This is a genomic window from Phycicoccus sp. M110.8 (assembly GCF_032464895.1).
GTDB lineage: Bacteria > Actinomycetota > Actinomycetes > Actinomycetales > Dermatophilaceae > Pedococcus.
Genome location: NZ_JAWDIC010000001.1, coordinates 1,786,092 through 1,810,483 on the forward strand (window position 1 = coordinate 1,786,092; position 24,392 = coordinate 1,810,483).

Annotated in this window: 24 protein-coding genes and 1 tRNA gene; 12 read left to right on the forward strand and 13 right to left on the reverse strand. The window is 73.2% G+C overall.

Annotated features, from left to right (window positions below; genetic code table 11):
- Window positions 1-50 precede the first annotated feature (50 nt).
- Complete coding sequence (locus RKE38_RS08500) at window positions 51-299, reverse strand: cell division protein CrgA (protein ID WP_316007000.1); 249 nt, start codon at window positions 297-299, stop codon at window positions 51-53.
- 65 nt (window positions 300-364) lie between these two features.
- On the opposite strand from RKE38_RS08500, the gene RKE38_RS08505 reads away from it, so the two are divergent.
- From RKE38_RS08505 to RKE38_RS08520, 4 genes are read left to right on the forward strand one after another with little or no spacing between them, the layout of a single operon-like run.
- Window positions 365-1,117: a DUF881 domain-containing protein gene (locus RKE38_RS08505; RefSeq protein WP_316007001.1), complete on the forward strand. Its 753-nt coding sequence runs from the start codon at window positions 365-367 to the stop codon at window positions 1,115-1,117.
- Window positions 1,114-1,800, forward strand: a complete 687-nt coding sequence (locus RKE38_RS08510; RefSeq protein ID WP_316007002.1) for a class E sortase — start codon at window positions 1,114-1,116, stop codon at window positions 1,798-1,800. Before RKE38_RS08505 ends, RKE38_RS08510 begins: the two co-directional genes overlap by 4 nt.
- A 3-nt stretch (window positions 1,801-1,803) precedes the next feature.
- On the forward strand, window positions 1,804-2,010 hold the full coding sequence (locus tag RKE38_RS08515; protein WP_316007003.1) for a hypothetical protein: 207 nt from the start codon (window positions 1,804-1,806) through the stop codon (window positions 2,008-2,010).
- Window positions 2,007-2,666, forward strand: a complete 660-nt coding sequence (locus RKE38_RS08520; protein WP_316007004.1) for an aminodeoxychorismate/anthranilate synthase component II — start codon at window positions 2,007-2,009, stop codon at window positions 2,664-2,666. Before RKE38_RS08515 ends, RKE38_RS08520 begins: the two co-directional genes overlap by 4 nt.
- A gap of 39 nt (window positions 2,667-2,705) precedes the next feature.
- Here the strand turns inward: RKE38_RS08520 and pknB are convergent, their stop codons facing one another.
- The 7 genes from pknB to RKE38_RS08555 are packed head-to-tail and all read right to left on the reverse strand — an operon-like array spanning window position 2,706 to window position 11,368.
- Window positions 2,706-4,562, reverse strand: coding sequence for a Stk1 family PASTA domain-containing Ser/Thr kinase (gene pknB, locus RKE38_RS08525; protein WP_316007005.1), 1,857 nt, complete (start codon window positions 4,560-4,562; stop codon window positions 2,706-2,708).
- Window positions 4,559-5,824, reverse strand: coding sequence for a serine/threonine-protein kinase (locus RKE38_RS08530; protein WP_316007006.1), 1,266 nt, complete (start codon window positions 5,822-5,824; stop codon window positions 4,559-4,561). The genes pknB and RKE38_RS08530 overlap by 4 nt, the downstream gene beginning before the upstream one ends.
- Window positions 5,821-7,278, reverse strand: coding sequence for a peptidoglycan D,D-transpeptidase FtsI family protein (locus RKE38_RS08535; RefSeq protein ID WP_316007007.1), 1,458 nt, complete (start codon window positions 7,276-7,278; stop codon window positions 5,821-5,823). Before RKE38_RS08535 ends, RKE38_RS08530 begins: the two co-directional genes overlap by 4 nt.
- Complete coding sequence (locus RKE38_RS08540) at window positions 7,275-8,651, reverse strand: FtsW/RodA/SpoVE family cell cycle protein (protein ID WP_316007619.1); 1,377 nt, start codon at window positions 8,649-8,651, stop codon at window positions 7,275-7,277. The genes RKE38_RS08535 and RKE38_RS08540 overlap by 4 nt, the downstream gene beginning before the upstream one ends.
- Window positions 8,648-10,006, reverse strand: a complete 1,359-nt coding sequence (locus tag RKE38_RS08545; RefSeq protein ID WP_316007008.1) for a PP2C family protein-serine/threonine phosphatase — start codon at window positions 10,004-10,006, stop codon at window positions 8,648-8,650. Before RKE38_RS08545 ends, RKE38_RS08540 begins: the two co-directional genes overlap by 4 nt.
- 12 nt (window positions 10,007-10,018) lie before the next feature.
- Window positions 10,019-10,522: an FHA domain-containing protein gene (locus tag RKE38_RS08550; protein ID WP_316007009.1), complete on the reverse strand. Its 504-nt coding sequence runs from the start codon at window positions 10,520-10,522 to the stop codon at window positions 10,019-10,021.
- Window positions 10,523-10,531: 9 nt separating this feature from the next.
- Window positions 10,532-11,368, reverse strand: coding sequence for a DUF3662 and FHA domain-containing protein (locus tag RKE38_RS08555; RefSeq protein ID WP_316007010.1), 837 nt, complete (start codon window positions 11,366-11,368; stop codon window positions 10,532-10,534).
- A gap of 155 nt (window positions 11,369-11,523) precedes the next feature.
- Here RKE38_RS08555 and RKE38_RS08560 point away from each other — a divergent pair.
- A tRNA-Leu gene (locus RKE38_RS08560) sits at window positions 11,524-11,606 on the forward strand.
- 342 nt (window positions 11,607-11,948) lie between these two features.
- Here RKE38_RS08560 and RKE38_RS08565 read toward each other — a convergent pair.
- Window positions 11,949-12,305 carry a hypothetical protein gene (locus tag RKE38_RS08565; RefSeq protein ID WP_316007011.1) on the reverse strand — a complete coding sequence of 119 codons (357 nt, stop codon included), beginning with the start codon at window positions 12,303-12,305 and terminating at the stop codon, window positions 11,949-11,951.
- 140 nt (window positions 12,306-12,445) lie between these two features.
- On the opposite strand from RKE38_RS08565, the gene RKE38_RS08570 reads away from it, so the two are divergent.
- A complete protein-coding gene (locus RKE38_RS08570) occupies window positions 12,446-13,135 on the forward strand; it encodes an NADPH-dependent F420 reductase (RefSeq protein WP_316007012.1) in 690 nt (229 codons plus the stop codon).
- 45 nt (window positions 13,136-13,180) lie between these two features.
- Here RKE38_RS08570 and RKE38_RS08575 read toward each other — a convergent pair whose 3' ends face one another.
- Together RKE38_RS08575 and RKE38_RS08580 are read right to left on the reverse strand one after the other, a co-directional pair.
- The gene (locus tag RKE38_RS08575; protein WP_316007013.1) at window positions 13,181-14,644 is read right to left on the reverse strand and encodes a glycosyltransferase family 39 protein; all 1,464 of its coding nucleotides are present in this window, start codon (window positions 14,642-14,644) and stop codon (window positions 13,181-13,183) included.
- A gap of 56 nt (window positions 14,645-14,700) precedes the next feature.
- Window positions 14,701-15,342 carry a PadR family transcriptional regulator gene (locus RKE38_RS08580; protein ID WP_316007014.1) on the reverse strand — a complete coding sequence of 214 codons (642 nt, stop codon included), beginning with the start codon at window positions 15,340-15,342 and terminating at the stop codon, window positions 14,701-14,703.
- An 85-nt stretch (window positions 15,343-15,427) separates the two neighbouring features.
- On the opposite strand from RKE38_RS08580, the gene RKE38_RS08585 reads away from it, so the two are divergent.
- Together RKE38_RS08585 and RKE38_RS08590 are read left to right on the forward strand one after the other, a co-directional pair.
- Window positions 15,428-16,309 (forward strand): alpha/beta hydrolase, encoded by an 882-nt coding sequence (locus RKE38_RS08585; RefSeq protein WP_316007015.1) that lies wholly within the window; start codon window positions 15,428-15,430, stop codon window positions 16,307-16,309.
- A complete protein-coding gene (locus tag RKE38_RS08590; protein WP_316007016.1) occupies window positions 16,306-17,070 on the forward strand; it encodes a PIG-L family deacetylase in 765 nt (254 codons plus the stop codon). Before RKE38_RS08585 ends, RKE38_RS08590 begins: the two co-directional genes overlap by 4 nt.
- Before the next feature lie 16 nt (window positions 17,071-17,086).
- On the opposite strand, the gene RKE38_RS08595 is transcribed toward RKE38_RS08590, so the two are convergent.
- Window positions 17,087-17,638: a dihydrofolate reductase family protein gene (locus RKE38_RS08595; RefSeq protein ID WP_316007017.1), complete on the reverse strand. Its 552-nt coding sequence runs from the start codon at window positions 17,636-17,638 to the stop codon at window positions 17,087-17,089.
- 180 nt (window positions 17,639-17,818) lie between these two features.
- Between RKE38_RS08595 and RKE38_RS08600 the strand changes: the two genes are divergently transcribed.
- From RKE38_RS08600 to RKE38_RS08615, 4 genes are read left to right on the forward strand one after another with little or no spacing between them, the layout of a single operon-like run.
- Window positions 17,819-18,583 carry an MOSC domain-containing protein gene (locus tag RKE38_RS08600; RefSeq protein WP_316007018.1) on the forward strand — a complete coding sequence of 255 codons (765 nt, stop codon included), beginning with the start codon at window positions 17,819-17,821 and terminating at the stop codon, window positions 18,581-18,583.
- A 9-nt stretch (window positions 18,584-18,592) separates the two neighbouring features.
- The gene (locus RKE38_RS08605) at window positions 18,593-19,558 is read left to right on the forward strand and encodes an alpha/beta hydrolase (protein ID WP_316007019.1); all 966 of its coding nucleotides are present in this window, start codon (window positions 18,593-18,595) and stop codon (window positions 19,556-19,558) included.
- 42 nt (window positions 19,559-19,600) lie between these two features.
- Window positions 19,601-20,017, forward strand: a complete 417-nt coding sequence (locus RKE38_RS08610) for a YciI family protein (protein ID WP_316007020.1) — start codon at window positions 19,601-19,603, stop codon at window positions 20,015-20,017.
- Window positions 20,014-21,171, forward strand: a complete 1,158-nt coding sequence (locus tag RKE38_RS08615) for an RNA polymerase sigma factor (protein ID WP_316007021.1) — start codon at window positions 20,014-20,016, stop codon at window positions 21,169-21,171. The genes RKE38_RS08610 and RKE38_RS08615 overlap by 4 nt, the downstream gene beginning before the upstream one ends.
- 113 nt (window positions 21,172-21,284) lie before the next feature.
- Here the strand turns inward: RKE38_RS08615 and RKE38_RS08620 are convergent, their stop codons facing one another.
- Entirely contained in the window at window positions 21,285-24,269 is a 2,985-nt protein-coding gene (locus RKE38_RS08620) for a glycoside hydrolase (protein ID WP_316007022.1), read from the reverse strand.
- Window positions 24,270-24,392 lie beyond the last annotated feature (123 nt).

Below are 24,392 nucleotides of genomic sequence, written 5' to 3' on the forward strand. Positions count from 1 at the left end.
TGAACAACCCTGTGGACAACTGCGTGTCTGTGGACAACGCCGTGGACGGCTCAGCGCCAGCGGGTGGTCATCCCGAAGCCGACGAGCATGAGGCCGAAACCGATGCCGAGGTTCCACCGGCCGAGCGACTCGATCGGGAAGCGCTGGGAGGTGATGTAGAAGACGACGATCCACAGCAGACCGACGACCATGAGGGTGAGCATCACGGGGACGAACCACGCCGGGTTGCCGACCTTCGGCTTCGCGGGCTTGCTGGGCGGGGTGTAGGCGCGCTTCTCGCGGCCCTTGGACTCCGGCACGGGTTCACTCCTTGCGAGTTCGAGCGGCGTTCGGGCCGCCGTGACGTGTGGCATAGCGTAGTGCCATGCCGGACCAGAAGCTGACGTGGCTGACCCGCCGCCCGACGCCCTGGTCCGCGCTCGTCCCGCTGGTGGCGCTGGGTGCCGGCATCCTCTTCGCGACCAGCGCCGCGACCGCCAAGGGCACCGACCTGCGGTCCTCGACCTCGGACCTGCCCGGCCTCATCCGCGAGCACACCCGCACCAACGCCCTCGCCGCCCAGCAGGTTGGCACGCTGCGCACGCAGGTCGACCAGCTCTCGGCGAAGCAGGCGCCCGGCGACCTGCGCGTCACCCAGCTGACCCGGCAGGCGGACAAGCTGCAGCTGGAGGCCGGCACCGAGGCGGTCACCGGCCCGACCGTGAAGGTCACGCTCACCGACGCCAAGAACGTGCCCGACCCGCTGCCCGACGGGTTCACCGTGGACGACTACGTCGTGCACCAGCAGGACGTGCAGGCCGTGGTCAACGCCCTGTGGCAGGGCGGCGCCGAGGCCATGATGCTCATGGACCAGCGGGTCATCTCCACCAGCGCGGTGCGGTGCGTGGGCAACACCCTGATCCTGCAGGGCCGGGTCTACTCCCCGCCGTACGTCATCACCGCGATGGGTGACCCGATGGCGCTGCGCGCTGCGCTCAACACCAGCCCCGCGGTCCAGATCTACCGCCAGTACGTCGACGCCGTGGGGCTCGGCTACGACCTGCAGACCAGGCCGCAGCAGACCTTCCCCGCCTACGCCGGCTCGATCAACCTGCAGTTCGCCAGGACCGGCTCGTGAAGGCCCTGCGCTGGTCGCTCGGCATCGTCGGCGACCTGCTCGTGACGGCCGGCGCCCTGCTGCTCCTCTTCGTGGCCTGGCAGCTGTGGTGGACCGACGTCACCGCGAACCGGGTGCAGGGCGACACGGTGCACGCGCTGACCCGCGACTTCGGTACCGGGCGCTCGGCCGCACCGGCGAGCGAGACCCCCAGGGCGGTCCCGTTCGGCAAGGCCTTCGCGATCCTGCGCATCCCGCGGCTCGGCGCCGACTACGCCCGCCCGGTGCTCGAGGGCACCAGCCTGGACATCCTGCAGGAGGGGGTCGGGCACTACACGGGGACCGCGGCCCCCGGCGCCGTGGGCAACTTCGCCGTCGCCGGCCACCGCACCACCTACGGGCGCCCGTTCCACGACATCGACCGCCTGCGCCCGGGCGACAAGATCGTCGTCGAGACGGCGCAGGCCTACAGCGTCTACGTCGTGCGGCGGCACGAGATCGTCGACCCCACCGCCGTGCGGGTCATCGCCCCCGTGCCCGACAAGCCCGGCGCGAAGCCGACCGGCCGCTGGATGACGATGACCGCCTGCCACCCCAAGTACAGCGCGGCGCAGCGGTACGTCGTCTTCGCCGAGCTGGACCACACCTACCCGCGCGCGAAGGGCCTGCCCGTGGGCACCCTCGCCGCCCCGAAGGGGGACTGACCGATGTTGTATGCCGCGATCTGGCGCGCCCTGCCCGGCCCCCTCGTCGTGCGGGTGCTGCTGGCGCTCGTGCTGCTCGCCGCCGTGGTCGCGTTCTGCTTCCTGTGGCTCTTCCCCCGCATCGCACCGTCGATGCCGTTCAACGACAACACCGTGGACGGCGCGTCCGGGCCCGCCCACGTCATCGTCTCGGAGGTGGCGGCAGCATGACCCGCGTCCTGGTCGTCGACAACTACGACTCGTTCGTCTTCACCATCGTCGGCTACCTCCAGCAGCTCGGCGCGCAGTGCGAGGTGGTGCGCAACGACGCCATCAGCCCGGCCGCCGCGCAGGAGTTCGACGGCGTCCTCGTCTCCCCCGGCCCCGGGACGCCCGAGGAGGCCGGGGTGTCGATGGCCATGATCGAGGCCTGCGGTGAGCGCGCCCAGCCCATGCTCGGCGTCTGCCTCGGCCACCAGGCGCTCGGCGTCGTGCTCGGCGCCACGGTGGGCCGCGCGCCCGAGCTGCTGCACGGCAAGACCTCGCGGGTCCTGCACGACGGCACCGGCGTGCTCGAGGGGCTGCCGTCGCCGTTCACGGCGACGCGGTACCACTCGCTCACCATCGACCCGGCCACGGTGCCGGACCAGCTGGTGCCGAACGGCCACACGGAGTCGGGGATCATCATGGCCGCCCGCCACCGGGACCTGCCCCTGCACGGCGTGCAGTTCCACCCCGAGAGCGTCCTCACCGAGGGCGGCCACCGGATCCTGGCGAACTGGCTGGCCCTGTGCGGGCTGGCCGACGCCGTGGAGCGTTCGGCCGGGCTCAGCCCGCTCGTGCGCGACGCCGAGGGTGTCGCGCGGGTCGTCGCCGCCGGCGACTGACGACGCAGCGCCCGCCCCGCCTGGCCTGTCCGGCCGGCCTCAGGAGGCCGGCGGTGTGGTGGGCAGCGTCGGCAGCGTGGGGGTCGTGGTCGTCGTCGTGGGCGGCGTGGTGGGGGTCGTCGTCGTGGTGGTCGGCGTCGGCGTGGGGGCCTGCGCCACCGTGATGGTGATCGTCGTCCCGTCGTCGACCTTGGTGTCGGCCTTGATGCTCTGCGCGATGACGGTGTTCTCGGGCTCGGTGCTCTCCTTGAACACCGTCTTGATGTTCAGGCCCTTCTGGCTCAGGGCGTCCGAGGCGTCGTTGCGGGTGCGACCGACCACGTCGGGCACGGTCACCTTGCCCGACGACAGGGTCAGCACGACCTCGCTGCCCGCGGACACCGTCGCCCCGGCGGCCGGTGAGGTCTCGACGACCTTGCCCTTGTCCACGCCGGAGTCGTCGACGGTCTTGGTCTCCGAGGCCACCTTGAGGTCGAGGTTGGCCAGCGCGGTGCGGGCCTCGTCCTCCCCGTAGCCCTTGAGGTCCGGCAGCTGCACCGTGTCGGGTCCCTTGGAGACGCTGAGCTGGACCTGGCTGCCCTTGGGGGCCTTCTCGCCGTCGCCGGGGTTCTGGTCGACGACCGTGCCGACGTCCTTGGGGCTGGCGACGTCCATCCGCTCCGGCACGAGCCCGGCCGCCCGGATCCTGGCCTCGGCCGTCTCCACCGGCAGGTTCACGACGCCGGGCACCGTGACCGTCGCGGTGGTGTCCGGTGCGCGGTTGAGCAGCGACTTGCCGGCGAGCACGAGCAGGGCGAGCGCGCCGACCACCGCGAGCAGCAGCAGCACGTAGGCGAAGCCACGTCGCCTGCGTGGCTCGTCGTCCGGGTCGTGGCCGATGGCCGGCAGCGTCGCGGTGTTGCCGTGCTCGGCCGCCGGCGTCCCGGCATACCCGGCCTGGGTGGGGATCACCGTCGTGGCCGCGGCGGACAGGGGGGCCATCGCCACGGTGGCGGCGGCGCCGGCGACCGCCGCGGTGCCGCGTGCCCCGTCGCTGATCGGCCGGCCGAGCCGCGCCGCCTGCAGGTCCGCGCGGAAGGCCGTCGCGTCCTGGTAGCGGGCCTCGCGGTCCTTGGCGAGGGCGTGCAGCACCACGGCGTCCAGCGCCGGCGGGACGTCGGGGTTGAGCGCCGACGGGCGCAGGGGCGCCTGCTCGACGTGCTGGTAGGCGATGGCGACCGGCGAGTCGGCCTGGAACGGCGGCCGCCCGGTGAGCAGCTCGAAGAGCAGGCAGCCGGTGGAGTACAGGTCCGAGCGGGCGTCGACGTGCTTGCCCTGCGCCTGCTCGGGCGAGAGGTACTGGGCGGTGCCGATGACGGCCTGGGTCTGGGTCATCGTCGCGTTGGCGTCGGCCATGGCGCGGGCGATGCCGAAGTCCATGACCTTGACCTCGCCGTGCCGGCCGACCATGACGTTGGCCGGCTTGATGTCGCGGTGGACGATGCCCATCCGGTGGCTGTACGCGAGGGCGTCCAGGACCCCCTCGGTGATGCGGGCGGCCTCGGACGGGTCGAGCGGCGAGCGCTCCTGCAGGAGCTGGCGCAGGGTCTGCCCCTCGACGTACTCCATGACGATGTACGGGGCGGGCCGGGTGGCGCCACCGGCCTCGGTGACGGTGTCCTCACCCGAGTCGTAGACGGCGACGATCGAGGCGTGGTTGAGGCCCGCCGCGGACTGGGCCTCGCGCCGGAAGCGGACGAGGAAGGAGCTGTCCCGCGCGAGGTCGGAACGCAGCATCTTGATCGCCACGGGGCGGCCGAGCCTGGTGTCGTGCCCGAGGTGCACCTCGGCCATGCCACCTCGGCCGAGGAGCTCGCCGACCTCGTAGCGGCCCCCGAGGACCTGTCGTGCGATCACTTCTTCTTCTCTCCCTTGCCCTTGCCCTTGCCCGGGTGGTGCGCGGGCGGCGGCTGGGGTCGGCTGGCTGCGGGTCGTGCGGTCGTCGGCGTGGTGGTCGTGGGGGCGGCGGTCGTCGTGGGTGACGAGGTCGCCCCTGTGGTGACGCCGCTGCCCGGCGTGGGGTTGGTCGGTCCCGAGGTGGAGCCCCCGGCTCGGCCGCCGAGCGCCAGCACGACGACCAGGACGAGCAGGACGGCGGCGAGCCCGGCCACGGGGAGCAGCCACGCGGGTCGCCGTCGCCGGGTGTCGTGCTCCACCGTGCTCTCGGTGAGGCGCAGGGCGGCCTGGGCGGGGGTGGTGACGAGCACGGAGGTGGGCAGCGCCTCGTCCGGTGCCAGGCCCGGCGCACCGGCCACGACCGGGGAGACGGCCGAGCGGGCCCCCGGGAGGAGCTCCTCGGGCACCTCGCCGTCCGGGAGGGAGAGGGCGGCGGCGAACTCGGCCGCGCTCGGGGGACGCTTGGCGGGGTCCTTGGCGAGCGCCGCCATGACGGTGGTGCGCAGCGGCTCGCGGATCTCGTCCGACAGCTGCGGGGCCGGCTGGCTGACGTGCGCGAGGGCGGTGGTCACCATGGTGTCGCCGGAGAACGGACGCCGTCCGGTGAGCATCTCGTACCCGACCACCGCCAGGGCGTAGACGTCGCTCAGCGGGCCGGCGGGCTCGCCCTGCGCCTGCTCGGGCGACAGGTAGTGCGGGGTGCCCAGGACCTCCCCGGTCTGGGTCATCGGCGCCTCGTTGAGCGCCCGGGCGATGCCGAAGTCCGTGAGCTTGGCGTACCCGTCGGCGTTGACGACGATGTTGGCGGGCTTGACGTCGCGGTGCACGACCCCGGCCTCGTGCGCGGCCTGGAGCGCCCGGGCGGTCTGGACGAGGATGTCGCGCACCTCGTCCTGCGGCAGGGGTGCGCGCTCGCGGATGATCGTCGACAGCGGCTCGCCCTCGAGCAGCTCCATGACGAGGTATGCCGTGCCGGAGTCGTCGCCGAAGTCGTGCACGGTGCCGATGTTGGGGTGGCTGAGGCCACCGCTGTGCCGTGCCTCGGCGTGGAACCGCTCGACGAAGGCCTCGTCGTCCGAGCCGTCCGGGCGCAGCACCTTGACGGCGACGTCGCGGTCGAGGGTGGCATCGTGGGCGCGCCAGACCTCCCCCATGCCGCCGGCCGCGATGCGCTCGGTGAGGTGGTAGCGCGACGCCAGGACCTGCCCGGTCTCGAAGCTCACTTGCCCAGCACCGCTTCCATGACGGCCTTGGCGATGGGGGCGGCGACGCGTCCGCCGAAGGCCTCGCTGCCGGCGTTGCCGCCGTCCTCGACGACGACCGCGACCGCGACCTTGGGGTCCTCGGCGGGCGCGAAGGAGATGAACCACGCGTGCGGGGCCGCGCCGGTGGCGTGCTGGGCGGTGCCGGTCTTGCCGGCGACGTCCACCCCGCTGATCTGCGCGGCGGTGCCGGTGCCCGACTTCACGACCGTCTGCATCATCCGCGTGAGGGCCGCGGCGGTGTTCGCGGAGACGGCCTGGGACAGCTGCTCGGGCTGGGCCTCGTCGATGGTCTCGAGGTCGGAGGAGGTCACCTTGGAGACGAGGTAGGGCTTCATGACGATGCCCTTGTTGGCGATGGCCGCGGCGACCATGGCCATCTGCAGCGGGGTGACCCGCACGTCGTACTGGCCGATGGCGGACTGCGCCAGCTGCGGCTCGTTGAGCTGGGCCGGGACGCTGCTCGGCGTCACGGACATGGGGATCGAGAGCCGGTCGCCGATGCCGAACTTGGCCGCCTGCGCGCGGAACGCGTCGGCCCCGACCTGCATGCCGAGCCAGCCGTATGCCGTGTTGCACGAGATCTCGAGGGCGTGCGTCAGGGAGGTCTTGTTGTTCGGTCCGCAGGGCCGGCGGTCGTCGTTGGGCAGGTTCACCGTCGTCTGCGGCAGGTCGAGCGTGGCCGGGCCGGGGATCTGGCTCTCCTCGGTGAACTTCCCCGACTCCAGCGCGGCCGCGGTCGTGACGACCTTGAAGGTCGAGCCCGGCGGGTACAGGTTGCCGGCGATGGCGCGGTCGACCATGGGCCGGTCGGGGTCGCCGTTCAGCTGCTTCCAGGCGGCGACGACCTTGGCGGTGTCGTGGCTGCTGAGGACGGAGGGGTCGTACGACGGGTGGCTGACGAGCGCGAGCACCTCACCGGTCTTGGGGTTGAGCGCGACGACGGCACCGCGCTGCTTCCCCAGGGCCTTGTCGGCCGCGGCCTGGGCCTTGGCGTCGAGGGTCAGCTCGAGGCTGGCGCCGGTCTGCTCCTTGCCGGTGAGGATGTCGGAGACCCGGCGGTAGAAGAGCTTGTCGGAGGCCCCGGACAGCAGCGAGTCCTCGGCGCCCTCGATGCCGCCGCCCGCGCCGTACGTGAACGAGTAGTAGCCCGTGACGTGGGCGTACAGGTCCTTCCTCGGGTACGTGCGCAGCCACTTGAGCTCGTCCTTCGAGGGGACGGACTTGGCGATGGGGGCCCCGCCCACGAGGATCTGGCCGCGCTCGCGCGCATACGTCGCGAGCAGGGTGCGGCGGTTGTCGGGGCGCTCGTTGAGCGACTTGGCCTGGACGAACTGGATGAGGGTCGTCGACACCAGCAGCGCGCTGAACAGCAGCGCGACGACGGTCGACAGGCGGCGGATGGGGGCGTTCACCGGACCGGCACCACTTCCGTGCGGGCCTCCGCCGCGGCGCTGGGCCCCTCCGGCACCTCGGCCACCGGGCGACGGGCGCGGTCGCTGATCCGCAGCAGCAGCGCGACGAGCGACCAGTTGGCCAGCAGGGACGACCCTCCGTAGGACAGGAACGGCATGGTCAGGCCGGTCAGCGGGATGACCCGCGTGACACCGCCGACGACGACGAAGCACTGCAGGGCCACGGAGAACGCCAGGCCCGCGGCGAGCAGCTTGCCGAAGCCGTCGCGCACGCCGATCGCCGTGCGCATGCCGCGCTCGACGATGAGGACGTAGCAGATCAGCAGGGCGAAGACGCCGATCAGCCCGATCTCCTCGCCGAAGCTCGGCACGATGAAGTCGGACTCGGCGAAGTACGTGAGGTCGGGACGTCCGCGACCCAGCCCGGTGCCGAGGAGGCCTCCCGCGGCCATCCCCATGAGGCCCTTGGCGACCTGGTCGGACTGGCCGGGCGCGAACGGGTCGAGCCACAGCTGCACCCGCTCCTGCACGTGGCCGAAGATCAGGTACGCGACGTAGGCGCCGGCGCAGAACAGCGTCATGCCGATCGCGATCCACGAGACCCGCTCGGTCGCGACGTAGAGCATGGCGACGAACAGGCCGAACAGCAGCAGCGAGGAGCCGAGGTCCGTCTCGAAGACGAGCACGCCGAGCGACAGCACCCACGCCACGAGGATCGGGCCGAGGTCGCGCCCGCGCGGCAGGGTCAGGCCGAGGACCTTGCGCCCCGCCAGCGACAGGGCGTCACGGGTCTGCACGAGGTAGCCGGCGAAGAAGATCGCCAGCAGGATCTTGGCGACCTCGCCGGGCTGGAAGGTGAACGGCCCCAGGCCGATCCAGATGCGCGAGCCGTAGACCGACCGCCCGATGCCCGGCACCAGCGGCATGACCAGCAGGACGAACGCGGCCACTGCCGCCGTGAAGGTGTAGCGGCGCAGGACCCGGTGGTCGCGCAGGAACCAGATGACCCCGGCGGCGATCGCGACCGACAGCGCGCTCCAGGTGAGCTGCTTGAGCGCCAGCCCCTCGCCGAGGGTGCGCCCGTGCGCGAGGTCGAGCCGGTGGATCATGACGAGGCCGAGGCCGTTGAGCAGGGTCACGATCGGCAGCAGCAGCGGGTCGGCGTACGCGGCCTTCCAGCGCAGCAGCAGGTGGAAGCCGACGGCGAGCACCAGCAGCCCGGCCACCTGGGTGGTCAGGCCGGGTGGGACGCTGCCGCTGACGGCGAGCGAGACGTTGACGTAGGCCAGCACGACGATGCCCACGGCCAGCAGCAAGAGCACCAGCTCGACGTTGCGGCGGGTGCGCGGGGGGTGGCTCGAGACGGTCGTCATGGTGTGGCGGTGGTCGACGGGCTGCTGGTGGGGCTGCCCGACGTGCTCGGAGTTGTCGTGGTGCTGGTCGACGGCGTCGGGGTGGTCGAGCCGGACCCGTCGCACTCGCCACCGGTCGCGCGCGCCACAGCGCAGCGGGAGGCCTCCATCCGCAGCTGCTCCACCAGCGTCTCGGCGGCCTTGCGGGTGTCGGTCGAGACGGTCGACTGGACCTTGTTGCGGTAGAAGTCCGGCAGGTCCGCGACCTGCACGTCGGTCTGCTGGTCGACGTGCGACAACGTCACCGGGCCGATGTTCTGCGACACGCCCTGGAAGACTGCGACCTGCCCGCCGTGCGCCCCGACGAACCACTGGCGCTGGGTCCAGGCGTATGCCGCGTACGCGCCGCCGCCGATCACCACGAGGACGACGAGCAGAAGGGCGAGCCTGCGCACCCACCGTCCCGGTCCCGCCGGTCCCTCCTCGGCCAGGGGGACACCGTCGTCGTCCTCCTCCTCACCCGCTGCCTCGCGGGCGAGGGCGGCCGCCTTGCCGGCGGGGGTGAGCGGGATCGGGCGCGTGCCGCTGCGTCCGCTGCGGGAGGCTGCCGCCCCGACGATCTGCGGCTGCGTCGGGGCGTCCTGCGCGCGCGTGGCGTCGAGGACGTCACCGATGACGATCGTGACGTTGTCCGGGGCACCGGCCTTGAGGGCGAGCTCGACGAGCCGGTCGGCGGTGCGGCCCGGGGACTCGCCGGCGGTGAGCACCTCGGCGACGGTGTCGGCCGCCACGTAGTCGGTGAGGCCGTCGGAGGCGATGAGGTAGCGGTCGCCGACCCGGGCCTCGCGGACGGCGATGTCGGGCTCGTCGTCGGGTGCACCGGTGAGGACCCGGGTGACCAGGGACCGCTGCGGGTGGCCGATCGCCTCGTCCGCCGTGATCCGGCCCTCGTCGACCAGGCTCTGGACGAACGAGTGGTCCTTGGTGATCTGGGTGACCTCGCCGTCGCGGACGAGGAAGGCGCGGGAGTCGCCGATGTGCGCGAGGACCAGCTTGTTGCGCGAGCGCAGGATCGCGATGAGCGTCGTGCCCATGCCGTGCAGGCTGGGGTCGCTGCGGACCATGTCGGCGAGCTCGGCGTTCGCCCGCTCGATCCGCTCGAGCAGCGCCTTGCTCGCCTCGGCGGACCCGTGCGCCTCGTCGTCGAGGTCGACGAGCGCGCCGATGACCACGGAGGAGGCGATGTCGCCCCCGGCGTGCCCGCCCATCCCGTCGGCCATGGCGAGCAGCCGGGACCCGGCATACCCGGAGTCCTGGTTCTCCGACCGCACCATCCCGACATCGGAGCGGGCGGCGTAGTTGAACGCGAAGGGCATCGTGGTCGCTGCCTATCGCCGCAGCTCGAGGACGGTCTTGCCGATGCGCAGGCTGGTGCCGGCCTCGACGCGGACGGGCTCGGTGAGCCGCTGGGTGCCGAGCCAGGTGCCGTTCGTCGAGCCGAGGTCCTCGACGAACCAGGCGCCGTCGCGGTGGAACACCCGGGCGTGCCGCCCGCTGGCGAAGTCGTCGTCGAGGACGAGGGCACACTCAGGGTTGCGCCCGATCACCGTGCCGGCCTCGCGCAGCGGCAACGAGGTGCCGGTGAGCGAACCCTGGGTGACGACGAGGGTGCGGGGGGCGGTGGAGTGCGGCTGCCGCTTGGCCGGGCGGGGCTGCTCGCGGGCAGGCGGCGTAGCAGGCCCGCGCGCGGGACGCGCCGGCTTGCGGGGGGTGCGGCTCATGACGCGGGTGCCGTAGAGGTCACCGCGCAGCACGCCGACGACGCTGAACACGAAGACCCACAGGAGGACGAGCAGGCCGAGGCGGATGATCGTCAGGGTGAGCTCACTCATGCGGGGACATCACCGCCGACCGGCGCGGTAGACGACAGAGGTGCGGCCCACCGTGATCCGGTCCCCGTCGGACAGGCGCTGGCTGCTGATCCTCTCGCTGTTGACGAACGTGCCGTTGGTCGAGCCGAGGTCGCGGATGCTCACGACCAGGTGCGGACCGTCGTGGGTGACCCTGATCTCGCTGTGGCGCCGGGAGATGCCGGGGTCGTCGAGGATGATGTCGGCGCTGTCGTCGCGGCCGAGCACGGTGATGGCACCCATGAGGGGGTAGCGCTCGCCGTCGACGTCGAGCCACGGCCGGTCGGCCGGGTTGGTGCGGCGGGGCGGTGCCGGCTGGACCGGCGCCTGGCGCTGGGTGGCCTCGAGGCCGTCGGCGTCCGGGGCCGAGATCGGCGGGGGCACGGGTGCCGGTGCCGAGGGTGCCGGCGCGGAGGGCGCGGGCGTGGAGGCGGCGCGGCTGGGGGCGGCGCCGGGTCGGCGTGCGGTGGAGGTCCGCAGCCGGAAGACACCGGTCTCGAGGTCGTTGGCGCTGGAGAAGGAGACCTGGATCGGGCCGCCGGGCTGGTAGCGCTGGGACTCGGCGTGCTCCTGGGCGGCGGCGATGAGCTCGTTCTCGAGCTCCTCGTCGTAGCCGCCGAGACGGTCGTAGTCGGTGTCGGAGAGCTCGACGGTGTACAGGTTGGGGACGATGGTGCGCCCGGGGCCGAGGATGGCGGCCCGGTCGTCCATGGCGCGGCGGATCGCGCTCGCGATCTCGACCGGCTGCACCTCGGACTTGAAGGCGCGTGCGAAGGCACCGTTGACGGCGCGCTCGAGGCGTCGCTCGACGCGGTCGAACAGTCCCACCGCTCGCACTCCTTCCGTGTGTCCGGCACACGATCGTAACCGGGTCGGCCGGGTGGAGCCGTGCCGCCGTGCGGAGGGTCGTCCGCAGATGTGCGCCCGCTGGCCACCCGGTTTGGCGAACGGTGGGGACGTACCCCACAATGGGGGCCGTCCACGCGCAAGTGGCGGAACGGCAGACGCGCTGTCTTCAGGTGGCAGTGTCCTTACGGGCGTGGGGGTTCAAATCCCCCCTTGCGCACTGAACGAAGAAGGACCCCGACACGCTTTTCGTCGGGGTCCTTCTTCGTTCACTTGGTGACACTGCGGGATTTGGGAGGAGCGGCGAGGAACGAGCCGCGACGGCTCCCCCCTTGCGCACGCGAGAACGATGGGCCCCGACCTTCACGGTCGGGGCCCATCGTCGTTTCCGAGGGGCCCATCGTTCTCGCGTCCGGACGGCACGGCGGGATTTGGGAGGAGGAAGGTCGCTCTGCGACCGACCGACGGCTCCCCCCTTGCGCACCCGGGCCCGCCGGTTCGCCGGCGTGGAGACGCGGATCCACATGCTGGTGACTGACGACCTGAGCCCCGAAGCGTGGGCTCAGACGCTGATCACGATCCACGAGACGGCGCCGATGGTCAGCAGGACGTCGACCAGCAGGGGCGCCCACGCGGCCGTCCGGCCGGCGAACAGCGCACGTCGGGCCAGGACACCCGAGACCCCGACCGGGACCCAGGTGACGCCGATGCCCAGCACGGCCACCAGCAGGGCGAACCACAGGGGTGTCGGGTCGGTCTCCTGCCAGTCGGTGAACGCGTAGGGCAGGTACGCCGCGACGAACCCGGCGGCGAAGGACAGCGGCAGGGCCAGGAGCACCAGCCAGGACCAGGTGACCAGGTGCCGGTCCGGCTCGCCGTGGCGGCGCTGCGGGCGGACCCTTCGCTCGACCGTGCTCATCTGCCGACTCCTCCCGGGTCCGTCCTGCTGGGTCCAGCCTCGGGGCGTGGTGCCGCGGCACGAAGGGCCTTTGGTCACCCGAGGTGCTGCCGACGGTGCTCGCCCGGAATGCCGGCACGGGGACCGCAGTTGCACCGCTCATGACGACGTGGGGCTTCATCGGCAGTGGTCACATCGGCGGCACCGTCGCCCGGCTCGCGCTGGCGGCCGGTCACCAGGTGGTGATGAGCAACAGCCGCGGCCCGCAGACCCTGGCGGACCTGGTCGCCGAGCTGGGCCCCGGAGCCCGGGCGGGCACGACGCAGGAGGCCGCAGAGGCGGGTGACGTCGTCGTGGTGACGATCCCCCTGCGTGCCCTGCGGGACGTCCCCGTCGAGCCACTGCGCGGCAAGGTCGTCATCGACACGATGAACTACTACCCGCAGCGGGACGGCTCGTTCCCCGAGCTCGACGACGAGTCCACGACCTCCTCCGAGCTCCTCCAGCAGCACCTGCCGGAGTCGAGCGTCGTCAAGGTGTTCAACAACATCTACTTCGAGCACCTCGCGACCTTGGGCCGGCCGTCGGGGGCACCCGACCGCAGTGCGCTGGCGATCGCCGGCGACGACCGCGCCGCCAAGGGCACCGTCACCCGGCTGCTCGACGAGGTCGGCTACGACACGGTCGACCTCGGCGCGCTGGCCGAGGGGTGGCGCACCCAGCCGGACACGGCGGCATACGGGCTCATGTATGCCGCGGACCCCGAGGACTGGTCGGCCGGCGGCCGCCCGGTGCCGGCGTCCGACGTCGCCGACCGCGCGGCGCAGTCGCGCCGGCGCCACCAGGCCTGACCGCGGCGTCGACCCGGCGGAACGGGCGCCGGCAACCGGTCCGGCTCAGGCGGTGCTGCCCGTGTTGACGCACAGCCGCACGACGAGCCCGCCGTGGGGCGTGCCGGGCTCGCAGCGGAACCGCGGGTCGATCGAGGGCAGCGGCCGGCCGGCGTAGGAGACGACCCACACGCGCCGGTAGCGGTCCTCGGTGCGCGTGGCCGCAGCACCGGTGGCCTGCGGCACCCGGAACCCGACGGTGTGCCCGCGGGGCAGGGCGAGGACGTCGGTGGGGACGGGCAGCCGGTCGCCGGTGGCTGCCTCCTCGCGCCGCAGGTAGTACGACATGCCCAGCCGCACCGAGGTGTCGGCCCACACCGCCCCGTCGCCCGGACGGGCCCGGGACAGCAGCTCGGAGCTGGCGAGCCGGTAGTCCTCGTGCTGGTAGGACGCCGTCACGACCGAGAGGGTCCCGACGGCGAGGACGGCTGCGGTGGCACCGGCAGCCACCAGCCGGGCCGCCCGGTGGCGCAGGGTGACGACGGCGCCGGCGAGGACCAGGGACTGGAAGGGCACGACGGGTTCGAGGTAGCGCGGGACGAACGTCGGCGCCACGACGCTGGCGGCGGCGAGCGCGGCGATCGGCACGACGAGGACCCCGAGCAGCAGCAGGGTGGTGCGCCGCTCGAACACCTGGGACCGGACCAGCACCAGTGCGGCCACGACGGTCGCCGCGAGCACGAGCGGCCCGCCGGCGAGCAGTGACGCCCCGCCGACGAGTGAGGACGGGGTGATCGGCGGCACCCACGCGAGCTGGCCGCGCTGGCGCAGGGAGACCGCGAGCACCACCGCGGTCACGACGCCGACGGGGACGTTCACGGCGAGCCAGCGCCGCCGTTCGCGGCCGCCGGCAGGCAGCAGGGCGAGCGCCACCACACCCAGGACGAGGACGGCATACAGGTGCAGCACCACGGAGGTCGAGGCCGCCAGCACGTAGAGGACGGAGGCGCGACGCCGTGCCGGGTCGTCGGGTGGGAGGTCGCGGAGGCGGACCGCGAGCAGGGTCGAGCCGAGCACCGTCGCGGTGACCAGGGCGTACGGGCGGGCGTCGCGCGCGTACGCCACGGCGAAGGGGTGGACGGCGACGAACAGCGCCGGCAGCAGCCCGGCCCGGGGGCCGAGCCAGCGCTGGCCCAGCCGCGCCGTCAGCAGGACGGTCGCGACGAACCCGACCACGCTCGGCAGGCGCAGCGTCCAGTCGGCGGCGCCGATGACGTCACGCCACAGGTGCAGGAGGGCGTAGTACGGCCCGATGTTGGCGTCGGTCACGCCCAGCAGCGCGTCCAGGCGCACCCAGCTCAGCGAGGACGCCCAGGCCGAGGCGACCTCGTCGTACCAGAGCGGCTGGTCGTCGAGGCGTGCCAGCCCCACCGCACCGGCCACCGCGAGCACCGCGACGAGCAGGGGCGCGACGGCACGACCCCGGAGCCGCAGGCGGCCCGGGACCACGACACGGTCGGTCCACGCCACGCCACGATCGTCGGGGGTCGGACTGCAGCGGGGCTGGGCGCCACCTGAGGATCTGCTCAACCCCGGCTGTGCTCGGCCAGCGCGGCCCGGGCGCTCGCCACCAGCTCGCCCAGGCTGTCCGGGGCCGACCACCCCGCGGGGTCGGTGGTCGACTCCCAGTAGTCCACCTGGTCCCGCGCCCACCGGGTCCAGCGGAGCACCGCCAGCTCCTGCTCGAGCTGAAGCCGCAGCGACAGCGCGCTCAGGTGCAGCCGTTCGGGGAAGGCGGTCTCCTCGAGCGATCCCTGCGCCATGGCGGCCAGTGATTCGATCCGCTCGGCCGCCTCCTCGCCCTGCCGCGACAGGGTCGTCCGCAGCTGGCCGAGGTCCCCGGCGTCGGCGAAGAAGACCTTCACCATCGCCTCGGACTCGGCCGACCGGGGTGCCGGGGGCTGGTCCAGCCAGTGCGCCAGGGCCGCGCGGCCCTGCGGGGTGATCGTGTAGACGGTCCGGGGCCGCCGGCCGGTGTGCTCGGTGCGTGCCGTGGCGAGCCCGCGCTCCACCAGCGCCTTGGGCTCCTGGTAGAGCTTGCGCTCGGCCCGGGGCCAGAACCAGTTGAGGCTGCGCCGGACCTGCTGGGCGAGCTCGTAGGTGGTCCAGGACCGCAGGGAGAGCAGGCCGAGGACGGCGTAGGAGGTGCCGGTGGGGGCGCTGGGCATGGGACATCTTGACACGCTGCCCTGGGCAGTATCACCCTGATCTCAAATACTGCACAGGACAGTAATGAGAGAGGACCGACCGCCCATGACGATCAGCTCACCCAGCGCGCCCACCCTCGGCCCCGCGACAGCCGGCCTGCGCCCCGGAGCAGCCGCCCTCCGCACCGGAGCAGCCGCCCTCCGCACCGGGGCGGCGCAGGCCGAGCCCCTGCCCGTGACCGACCTCGGCAGCGGGGGGCCCGCCCTGGTCTTCGTCCCCGGCTGGTGCGGCGACCGCACCGTCTTCGACCCGCTCATCGAACGGTCCGCCCGGCACCGCAGGTCGGTGTCCGTGGACCTGCCGGGGCTCGGTGAGTCCCGGGCTCACGGCGACTACGACAGCGCGGAGCTGGCCGACGCGCTCGTGGCGACCCTGGACGCGGCCGGTGTCGAGGCGTTCGTCCCCGTCGCCCTGTCGCACGCGGGGTGGACCGCACTGGAGCTGCGGCACCGGCTCGGGCCGGAGCGGGTCCCGGGGGTGGTGCTGCTCGACTGGATGCCGCTGGGCACCCCGCCCGGCTTCGCCGACGCACTCGCCGGGCTGCAGTCCCCCGCCTGGCAGGAGGTCCGTGCCGCCCTGCAGGACCTGTGGACCGCCGGCCTCGACCTGCCCGCCTTGCAGCGGTACGTCGCCGACATGGGCACCTACGGGCAGGAGCACTGGCGTCGCGCCGGGCGCGAGATCGCCGCCGGGTTCGAGCGCCACCCCGTCCCGCTGGAGGCGTTCGCCGCCACGCAGCCGTGCCCGGTGCTGCACCTCTACGCCCAGCCGACCGACCCCGGACTCCTCGCCGCCCAGCAGGCGTGGGCCCGCGAGCACGGCTGGTTCTCCGTGCGCCGGCTGGAGGCGGCGAGCCACTTCCCGATGTTCGAGGTGCCTGCTGAGATGGTCGATGCCATCGAGGAGTTCGTGGAGGGGCTCGCGTGACGCTGCTGGCCGTGGTCGTGGCACACCCGGACGACGAGACCTTCGCGTGCGGGTCGGTGCTCCTGCGTGCCGCGGCCCGCGGGGTGCGCACGGTCGTCGTCTGCGCGACGCGCGGGGAGGCCGGCGAGGTGCACGAGCGGGCGCACGTGCCCCCGGGTGGGGTGGCGGCCATCCGGGAGGCCGAGCTGCGCGCGGCGGCCTCGTCGCTGGGCGTCGACGACGTGGTGCTGCTCGACTTCCTCGACTCCGGGATGGAGGGCCCGTGCGCACCCGACACGTTGAGCGGGGCGCCGTTCGCCGAGGTCGTCGAGTCGCTCGCGCACGTGCTGGCTCCCGCCCGCCCGGACGTGGTCGTCACGCTCGACGGCAGCGACGGGCACCGTGACCACCTCCGCGTCCGCGACGCAGTGGCCGCGGTCCTCGACGGCACGGACACACCCCTGTACCTGCATGCCCTGCCCCGGTCGCTGATGCGGGAGTGGGTGCGCCACCACGAGGGGGACGCCGCGGCGGCGGCCTACACGAGCAACCCGTCGATCGGCACCCCGGATGCCGAGGTGACCACCGTGCTCGACGCCTCCGACCACTACGCCGCCCGGCTCGAGGCCATCGCGCTGCACCGGTCGCAGGGCTCGCCGTTCGACGACCTGCCCGAGGACCTGCGACGGGCCTTCCTCGCCACGGACCACCTCGTCCGGGTCCGCCCACCGTGGACCGGGGGCGAGCCGGAGCACGAGCTGCTCGGCCTCCCCCGGGATTGAACGGTGCCCGGACGCGTCAGCCCCGGGGACGCAGCCGGTAGGTCAGCATCGCGTTGCCGACCGGCGTGGTCTCACCGCGGACGAGCTCGAGCCGGGTCACGGGCACCGACTCGTCGAACAGGCGCCGCCCGACACCGACCGCCGGGTGCGTCGTGAGGGTGAGCTCGTCGACCACGCCGGCGAGGAACATGCTGCGGGTCGTCTCGATCCCGCCCACGACGCTGATGCCGCCGCCGTCACCGGCCTTGAGGTCACGGACGTACGCCACGGGGTCGCCGGCGATGGTCGTGCTGTTCCAGCCGGGCTCGGGGTCCAGGGTCGAGGACACGACGTGCTTGCGGACCCCGTTGATGAACACGGCGAACTCGTCGTCGCCCTGCGCCGTGGGCCAGTACTGGGACCACTCCTGCCAGAGCCGGCGTCCCATGACGACGTCGGTCACGCCACCGATGGCGCGGCCGAGCGTCGCCACCTCGGCCTCGCCGAAGGCGTCGAACTGCCACTCGTTGGGCGCCTCGACGACGCCGTTGACGGCGTGGAACAGGTGGGCGGTGACGGTGCGGGCCATGGGGTCTCCTCGGTGTGGTCGTGGGTCACCCAACCAGACCGGCGTGGCCCCCGGAACTCATCGCCGGGCCCCCCTCCGGGCCGTCCGCCCAGCCCTCCCAACGCTCCTCCGCGTCGTCCGCCCAGGACGTCGTCCGGTCCGTCGGCGCCCGCCGGGTCATGCGCGTGCGAGGCTGGGTCGGTGCGCGTACGTCGACTGGGCTTCGCCGCCGTCAAGGGCACGCGGCACCTGTCGCGCCCGGTGGTGGACCTCACCGTCGACGGACCCGAGGGCGACCGGCGGTATGCCGTGGCCGACCCGTCCACCGGCCGGGTGCTGCGGACCGTCGACCACCCGGCGCTCGCACGGGTGACGGCCGAGGTCGCGGACGGGGTGCTGCGGCTGGGGCTGCCCGACGGCACCGTCGTCGCCGGCCCCGCCGAGGCCGCCGAGGAGGGCGGCACCACCGTCGAGGGCGACTACTGGGGACGCCCGGCCACCCTGCGCCCGCTCGACGGGTCCCACGACGCCGCGCTCACGGCATACCTCGGGCTCCCCGCGACGGTCGTCGCGACCGAGCCGGGCGCGGTCGTGTGGGGTGCCCCCGTGTCCGTGGTGACGACCGGGGAGCTGGACCGGCTGGCGGGGCGGCTGCGCGGGGCGGGGGCGACCGTCCCGGCCGCGCTCGACGAGCGGTTCCGGGCCACCGTGACCCTCGAGGCGGACGACGACCCCGTGCCGGGCACCCGCCTGCGCCTCGGCACGGCGGTGGTGGAGGTGGTCGGGCGGATCGAGCGGTGCGCCGTCATCGACGCCGACCCCCGCAGCGGCCGTCGCGGCAGCCGGCTGCTGCGGCACCTCGAGCAGCACGGCGGGCTGCCCGTCCTCGGGGTCGACGCCCGGGTGGTGGTGCCCGGACGGGTCCGCGTGGGCGACCCCGGGACGCCGGAGCGGGCCGCGGACTAGGGTCGGGCCATGCAGGCGAGCACCTTCTCCCTCGAGACACCCGACGGCACCCGCGTGCACGTGAACCGGTGGCTGCCGGACGGTACCCCCAAGGCCATCGTGCAGCTCGCGCACGGCATGGCCGAGCACTCCGAGCGCTACGTGCGGTTCGCCGAGCGCCTCACCGCCGCCGGGTATGCCGTGTACGCCGGCGACCACCGCGGCCACGGCGGGACGGCGCAGGCGCCGGAGGACGAGGGCTACTTCGCCGACCAGGACGGCTTCGACACGGTGGTCGCCGACATCCACCTGCTCGGGCGGCGTGCACGGGAGGAGCAGGGCGACCTGCCGTTCTTCCTCGTGGGCCACAGCATGGGCTCGTTCCTCGCCCGCGCGTACGCCATCCGCAACGGGTTCGAGCTCGACGGGCTGGTGCTCATCGGCACGGCCGGCGACCCCGGGCTGCTCGGGGCCGTCGGGCAGCGGATCGCCACCCTGCAGGCCCGGCTGCAGGGACGTCGGCACCGCAGCGGCCTGATGAACACGCTGACCTTCGGGCAGTACAACTCGGCGTTCAAGCCCAACCGCACTCCCTTTGACTGGCTGTCGCGGGACGAGGCCGAGGTCGACAAGTACATCGAGGACATCCGGTGCGGCGCCGTCTTCACGGCCGGGTTCTACTCCGACCTGCTCGGCGGCCTGGCGCGGATCAACCGCGACGAGGACGTCGCCCGCATCCCGCACGAGCTGCCCGTGCACCTCGTCTCCGGGTCGCTCGACCCGGTCGGTGCCAACACCAAAGGCGTCCAGCAGGTGGCCGACCAGCTGCGGCGGCTCGGGGTGCGCGACGTGACGACGAGGTACTGGCCCGGGGCGCGGCACGAGGTCCTCAACGAGACCAACCGGGACGAGGTCATGGAGGAGATCGTCGGCTGGCTCGACGCGCACCTGCGCCGGGATGTCGAGAACGAGCAGGCCGCTCCGTCCCAGGGCTGACGGCGGCCGCCCGGCCGCCCCGACCGAAGGAGACAGCCAGACATGGCTAAGTACCTGCTGCTCAAGCACTACCGCGGCGGCCCGGAGCGGATGCCCAACGCCGAGGCGCCCATGGAGTCCTGGACGCCCCAGGAGATCCACGACCATATCGCGTTCATGGACCACGTGGCCGACACCCTGCGGGCGCGGGGCGAGTTCGTCGGTGGTGAGGCACTGTCCCCCGAGGGCGACTTCGTGCGGTTCGACGGCGAGGGCAAGCCGCCGGTGACCGACGGCCCGTTCGCCGAGACCAAGGACCTCATCGCCGGCTGGATGGTCATCGACGTCGAGTCGAAGGAGCGGGCGTACGAGGCCGCCGCCTTCCTCTCCTCGGCCCCCGGGCCGGGTGGCAAGCCGCTCCAGGAGTGGATCGAGGTGCGGCCCTTCATGGACTACGTGCCGCCCACGATCACCGAGTGAGCGACCCGGTGGAGGAGCACCTGCGGCTGCTCGGGCCGCAGGTGCTCGGCATCCTCGTCCGCCGCGGGGGCAACTTCGCGGCGGCCGAGGACGCCGTGCAGGAGGCGCTGATCGAGGCGCACCGGCGCTGGCCGGAGGACGGGCTGCCCCGCGACCCCAAGGCGTGGCTGGTCACGGTCGCCCAGCGCAAGCTCGTCGACCTGCAGCGCTCGGAGGTCGCCCGCCGACGGCGCGAGGAGCGCGACCTGGAGGAGCCGGCCCCCGGGCCGACCGAGCAGGCCGACGACACGCTGCTCCTGTACTTCCTGTGCTGCCACCCCTCCCTGACGCCCGCCTCGGCCGTCGCCCTCACCCTGCGCGCCGTCGGCGGCCTCACGACCCGGCAGGTCGCAGAGGCGTACCTCGTCCCGGAGGCGACGATGGCCCAGCGGATCAGCCGGGCCAAGCGGACCGTCGACGGTGAACGGCTGCGCACCCCCGGCGACCTGCGCTCGGTGCTCACCGTGCTCTACCTCGTCTTCAACGAGGGGTACTCCGGGGAGGTCGACCTGGCCGCCGAGGCGATCCGGCTCACGCGGCAGCTGGCCACGCTCTCCGACGAGCCCGAGGTCGCCGGCCTGCTGGCGCTCATGCTGCTGCACCACGCCCGGCGTGGTGCCCGGTTCACGGCCGCCGGCGAGCTCGTCCCGCTCGCCGAGCAGGACCGCTCACGCTGGGACACCGCGCTCATCGCCGAGGGGGTGCAGGTCCTGCAGGCGGCGCTCGCCCGTGACCGGCTCGGCGAGTACCAGGCGCAGGCCGCCATCGCGGCCCTGCACGCCGATGCCCCGACGGCGCAGGAGACCGACTGGACGCAGGTGCTCGAGTGGTACGACGAGCTGGCGGCGCTCACCGACAGCCCTGTCGTGGCGCTCAACCGGGCGGTGGCCGTGGGCGAGGCCGACGGCCCGCTGGCCGGGCTGCGGGCGCTCGCCGCCGTGCCGGCGACGGTGCCGCGCCACGACGCCGTCGCGGCCTACCTGCACGAACGCGCCGGGAACCTCGAGCAGGCCCGCAGCCTGTATGCCGTGGCGGCGCGGGCCGCGACGAACGCGGCCGAGCGGGACCACCTCACGCGACAGGCCGCCCGGCTGGGACACCCCGCCACGTCGTGACGGGGGCCCGGCCGGACGGCCTGGTGGGTGCGCTCGGTGCTGGGTCACTGATGCGTCTGGCGGATCAGTGACCCAGCACGGCGAGGAGCTGGCCTGACCGTGCGTGCCGTCCCTCAGGGGGCGGCCGGAGCGGCCGACTTGGCCATCACCTCCACCTCGCTGACCGTCATGTAGCTGCTCGCCGTCATGACGACCCGGACCGCCGTGGTGCGGACCGGCGTCACCGGGACCGACACGACGGGGGCGGCCGGTCCGGTCTGCGGCACGGCGACGTCGCCGGAGACGGCCTTCCACGCGCCGTCGACCAGCGCCTCGACCCGCAGCGACGTGGCGTAGCTGACGTTGCCGCCGTCCTGGTAGAAGCGGGTCACCACGCGGCTGACGTCACGGGGCGCGGGCAGCGTCACCGTGAGGGTGTCGCCGGGACGCTGGGAGCCCGAGCGCCAGTTCGACCACGCCTTGTCGGTGAGGTTGCCGTTGACCACGCCCTGCGGCGAGTAGCCCGGCTCGGTGTAGGTGGCGGTCGCCGTCGTGCCGGGCGCCAGCGCGGCGTTCGCCTCCACCGGCTCGGTCACCGTGACGACGCAGGTCGCGGTGACCGTGGAGCCGTCGGGCAGCGTCGCCGTGCCGGGGACCGTCACCTGGCCGACCGCGTCGTAGGTGGCGCCACCGGTGTCCCAGCGCACCGGGAGGGTGACCTCCGCGGCATACCGGTCCGACGTGGCCTGCACGGTGGCAGGCAGGTCCGGCGTCCCACCCACGTAGGTCCGCGCGCTGGCCGGCTGCGTCGTCGAGACCGTGTCCACCGTGACGACGGCCCGCACGGGGTACTCGGTGCCCGTTGCCGGGTCGGTCGCGGTGCCGAAGACGAAGACCTGGCCGGGCCGCTGCCAGCGGACTGCCGGGACGGCGCGCCACTGCACGGGGATCGCCCGGGCCGAGCCGCCGGCCCGGTCCGGCACGACCGTCTCGGGCAGGGTGGGTGCCAGGCCAGGCAGGGTGAACGCCTGCACGTCGGTCACGCCGCGGACGGTCTCGTCGGTCAGCCGCCAGCGCTGGTTGGTGTCGGAGTTGGGCTGCCACACCCCGACCGCGGACCCGTCGGCCGTGGCCTGGCCGCCGACCTCGATGTCGCCGGGGCCGGTGGCGCTCGCCATCGTCCAGGTGCCGTCGCCGGTCGTGGACAGGTACCACTGGGCCGCGCGGTCGGGCGTCGGCTGGGCCGTCTCGAGGACGAGCGAGCCGTCGCGCAGGGCCACCTGGCGGCCGTCGAGGGACCGCAGCTGGTAGCGCTCGCGGTTGCTCACGCCGGTGGTGACGGGGGTGACGGTCCACAGCTGGTCGCCGCTGGCGCCGTCGGTGCCGCGGATGACCAGGCCGGTGCCCTCGGCGTCGAGCGACTTGCCGCTCTGCACGCCGGTGAACCGGTAGAGGTGGCCGTCCTGGAACGTGGCGGCGTCCTTGGCGACGTCCCGCACGTCCGAGACGACGAGGGTGGTGACCGACTCCGCCGGCACCCGCACGGTCGCGCTCGTGCCCTCGACCGGCACCGGCGTCTGCTGCACCAGGGCGCCGCTGGCGTCGGTCACGACCGCGGTGACCGCGGCCTTGGGCCCGATGTGCCGGAACTTCGACAGGTCGACCGTGACGTCCTGCGCGGTCTTCGCGCCGTTGGTGTGGACGAGGGTGGCGGTGCGGTCGGAGGCGCGGACGGCGGCCACGGTGCTGGTGTCGTCGACCTTGACGACGTGGTCACCGGGGCGGATGTAGTGGGTGAAGTTCCGGACGGTGTTGAACTTCTGGTTGGTGTAGATCGGGCAGGTCTGCAGCGTGTCCTGTGCCGTGCAGTCGAACGGCAGCTGGATCGAGCCCCAGTTCGCGCCGGCGGCGCTCTCGCCGCCGGGCTTCATGTTGTCGTAGTCCTCCACCGGCTGCCAGAACACCCACGCCGACGGCTCGAGCTCGCGCAGGTCGTCGGTCATGTGCTGAGCCATGCCCAGGCCCGGCTCCATCGAGGTGAAGCTCTGCCCGTTGCCCCAGCTGCCCTCGACCTCGGACATCCACAGTGGCTTGCCGTCGGACTTGGACAGGTCGCGGACGGCGGTGCGCTGGGCGGTGCCGTAGGTGTGGACGTTCATCTGCGACACCGACGCCTTGACGTCGGCCGGGTAGGTCATCCAGTTCCGCACGAAGGTGCCCGGGTTCGTCTCGTCCATGGCGGAGATGCGGGCCTTGGTCGTCGACGACGCCAGCACGGGGGCCAGGGCGCGGACGACCTCCTGCTGGAGCTCGGGTCCGATGTGCGCGCCCTCCTGACGACCGCCGGTCGGCTTCCCGTCGGCGCCGAGCTGGGTGCCCCAGTAGCTCGTGTTGGGCTCGTTGAACGGGTCGATGGTGTCGACGGAGATGCCGTGCGCCTGCTCGAGCCGCGTGGTGGCGCCCACGAGGTACTTCGCGAAGTCGTCGACGCTGGAGGCCTTGAGCTGGTCCTTCGACGCGTCGAAGTTGCCGGAGACGTAGCCGGACTCGGTCATGAACCACGGCGGGGAGTTGCTGAAGGTCTCCCACTTGGTGATGCCGGCCTTGATCCGGTCGACCCACCACCGCTGGGTGCGGTCGGCGTCCGGGTTCCAGTCAGCCGGCTCCTCGGCGGACCACCACGAGGTGTCGGTACGCGTGGTGCCGGCGGGTGCCTTCCACCAGCCCTGCACGGCACCGCCGGGCCGCAGGTAGTCCTCGACGTCGGGGGCGTTGCCGCCGCCGATGTTGTAGCGGGCGATGTTGAGGTTGAGGCCGTCCTTGCCGAAGACGAGGTCGGCCAACTTCTCGCGGACCGCCGGCGGGTAGTCGCCGGTGGCGTTGGCGAACCACACCAGGCTCGTCCCCCAGCCCTCGAAGGCGGGCTGCTGGTATGACGGGTCGGGCTGGATGCGCACGGAGGGCACGCCTGCGGCGGCGTCGGCAGCGGGGGCGCCGGCGACGCCGGGCGCGGCGGTCGCGAGGGCTCCGGTGGCGGCGAGGGCACCCGCCGAGAGGACGACCGCGAGCCGGCGCCCGGGTCGGGCGCCGCGTCCGCGGCTGCGTGGAACTGGGCTCATGGGACTCTCCTGGATCGACGACGGTGGCGTGCCGGGAAGGGGATGGTTCGTGCGCATGTTTGCGCAAACATCACCGTCGTGTACGGTCGCAGCACCGTCCGGGAGGTGTCAAGGGCCGTCCCA

Coding starts and splice junctions, on each gene's coding strand:
- RKE38_RS08505 (WP_316007001.1), top strand. CDS start 365: ATGCCGGACCAGAAGCTGACGTGGCTGACCCGCCGCCCGACGCCCTGG.
- RKE38_RS08515 (WP_316007003.1), top strand. CDS start 1,804: ATGTTGTATGCCGCGATCTGGCGCGCCCTGCCCGGCCCCCTCGTCGTG.
- RKE38_RS08520 (WP_316007004.1), top strand. CDS start 2,007: ATGACCCGCGTCCTGGTCGTCGACAACTACGACTCGTTCGTCTTCACC.
- RKE38_RS08540 (WP_316007619.1), bottom strand. CDS start 8,651: ATGACGACCGTCTCGAGCCACCCCCCGCGCACCCGCCGCAACGTCGAG.
- RKE38_RS08545 (WP_316007008.1), bottom strand. CDS start 10,006: ATGCCCTTCGCGTTCAACTACGCCGCCCGCTCCGATGTCGGGATGGTG.
- RKE38_RS08550 (WP_316007009.1), bottom strand. CDS start 10,522: ATGAGTGAGCTCACCCTGACGATCATCCGCCTCGGCCTGCTCGTCCTC.
- RKE38_RS08565 (WP_316007011.1), bottom strand. CDS start 12,305: ATGAGCACGGTCGAGCGAAGGGTCCGCCCGCAGCGCCGCCACGGCGAG.
- RKE38_RS08570 (WP_316007012.1), top strand. CDS start 12,446: ATGACGACGTGGGGCTTCATCGGCAGTGGTCACATCGGCGGCACCGTC.
- RKE38_RS08580 (WP_316007014.1), bottom strand. CDS start 15,342: ATGCCCAGCGCCCCCACCGGCACCTCCTACGCCGTCCTCGGCCTGCTC.
- RKE38_RS08585 (WP_316007015.1), top strand. CDS start 15,428: ATGACGATCAGCTCACCCAGCGCGCCCACCCTCGGCCCCGCGACAGCC.
- RKE38_RS08595 (WP_316007017.1), bottom strand. CDS start 17,638: ATGGCCCGCACCGTCACCGCCCACCTGTTCCACGCCGTCAACGGCGTC.
- RKE38_RS08605 (WP_316007019.1), top strand. CDS start 18,593: ATGCAGGCGAGCACCTTCTCCCTCGAGACACCCGACGGCACCCGCGTG.
- RKE38_RS08610 (WP_316007020.1), top strand. CDS start 19,601: ATGGCTAAGTACCTGCTGCTCAAGCACTACCGCGGCGGCCCGGAGCGG.
- RKE38_RS08620 (WP_316007022.1), bottom strand. CDS start 24,269: ATGAGCCCAGTTCCACGCAGCCGCGGACGCGGCGCCCGACCCGGGCGC.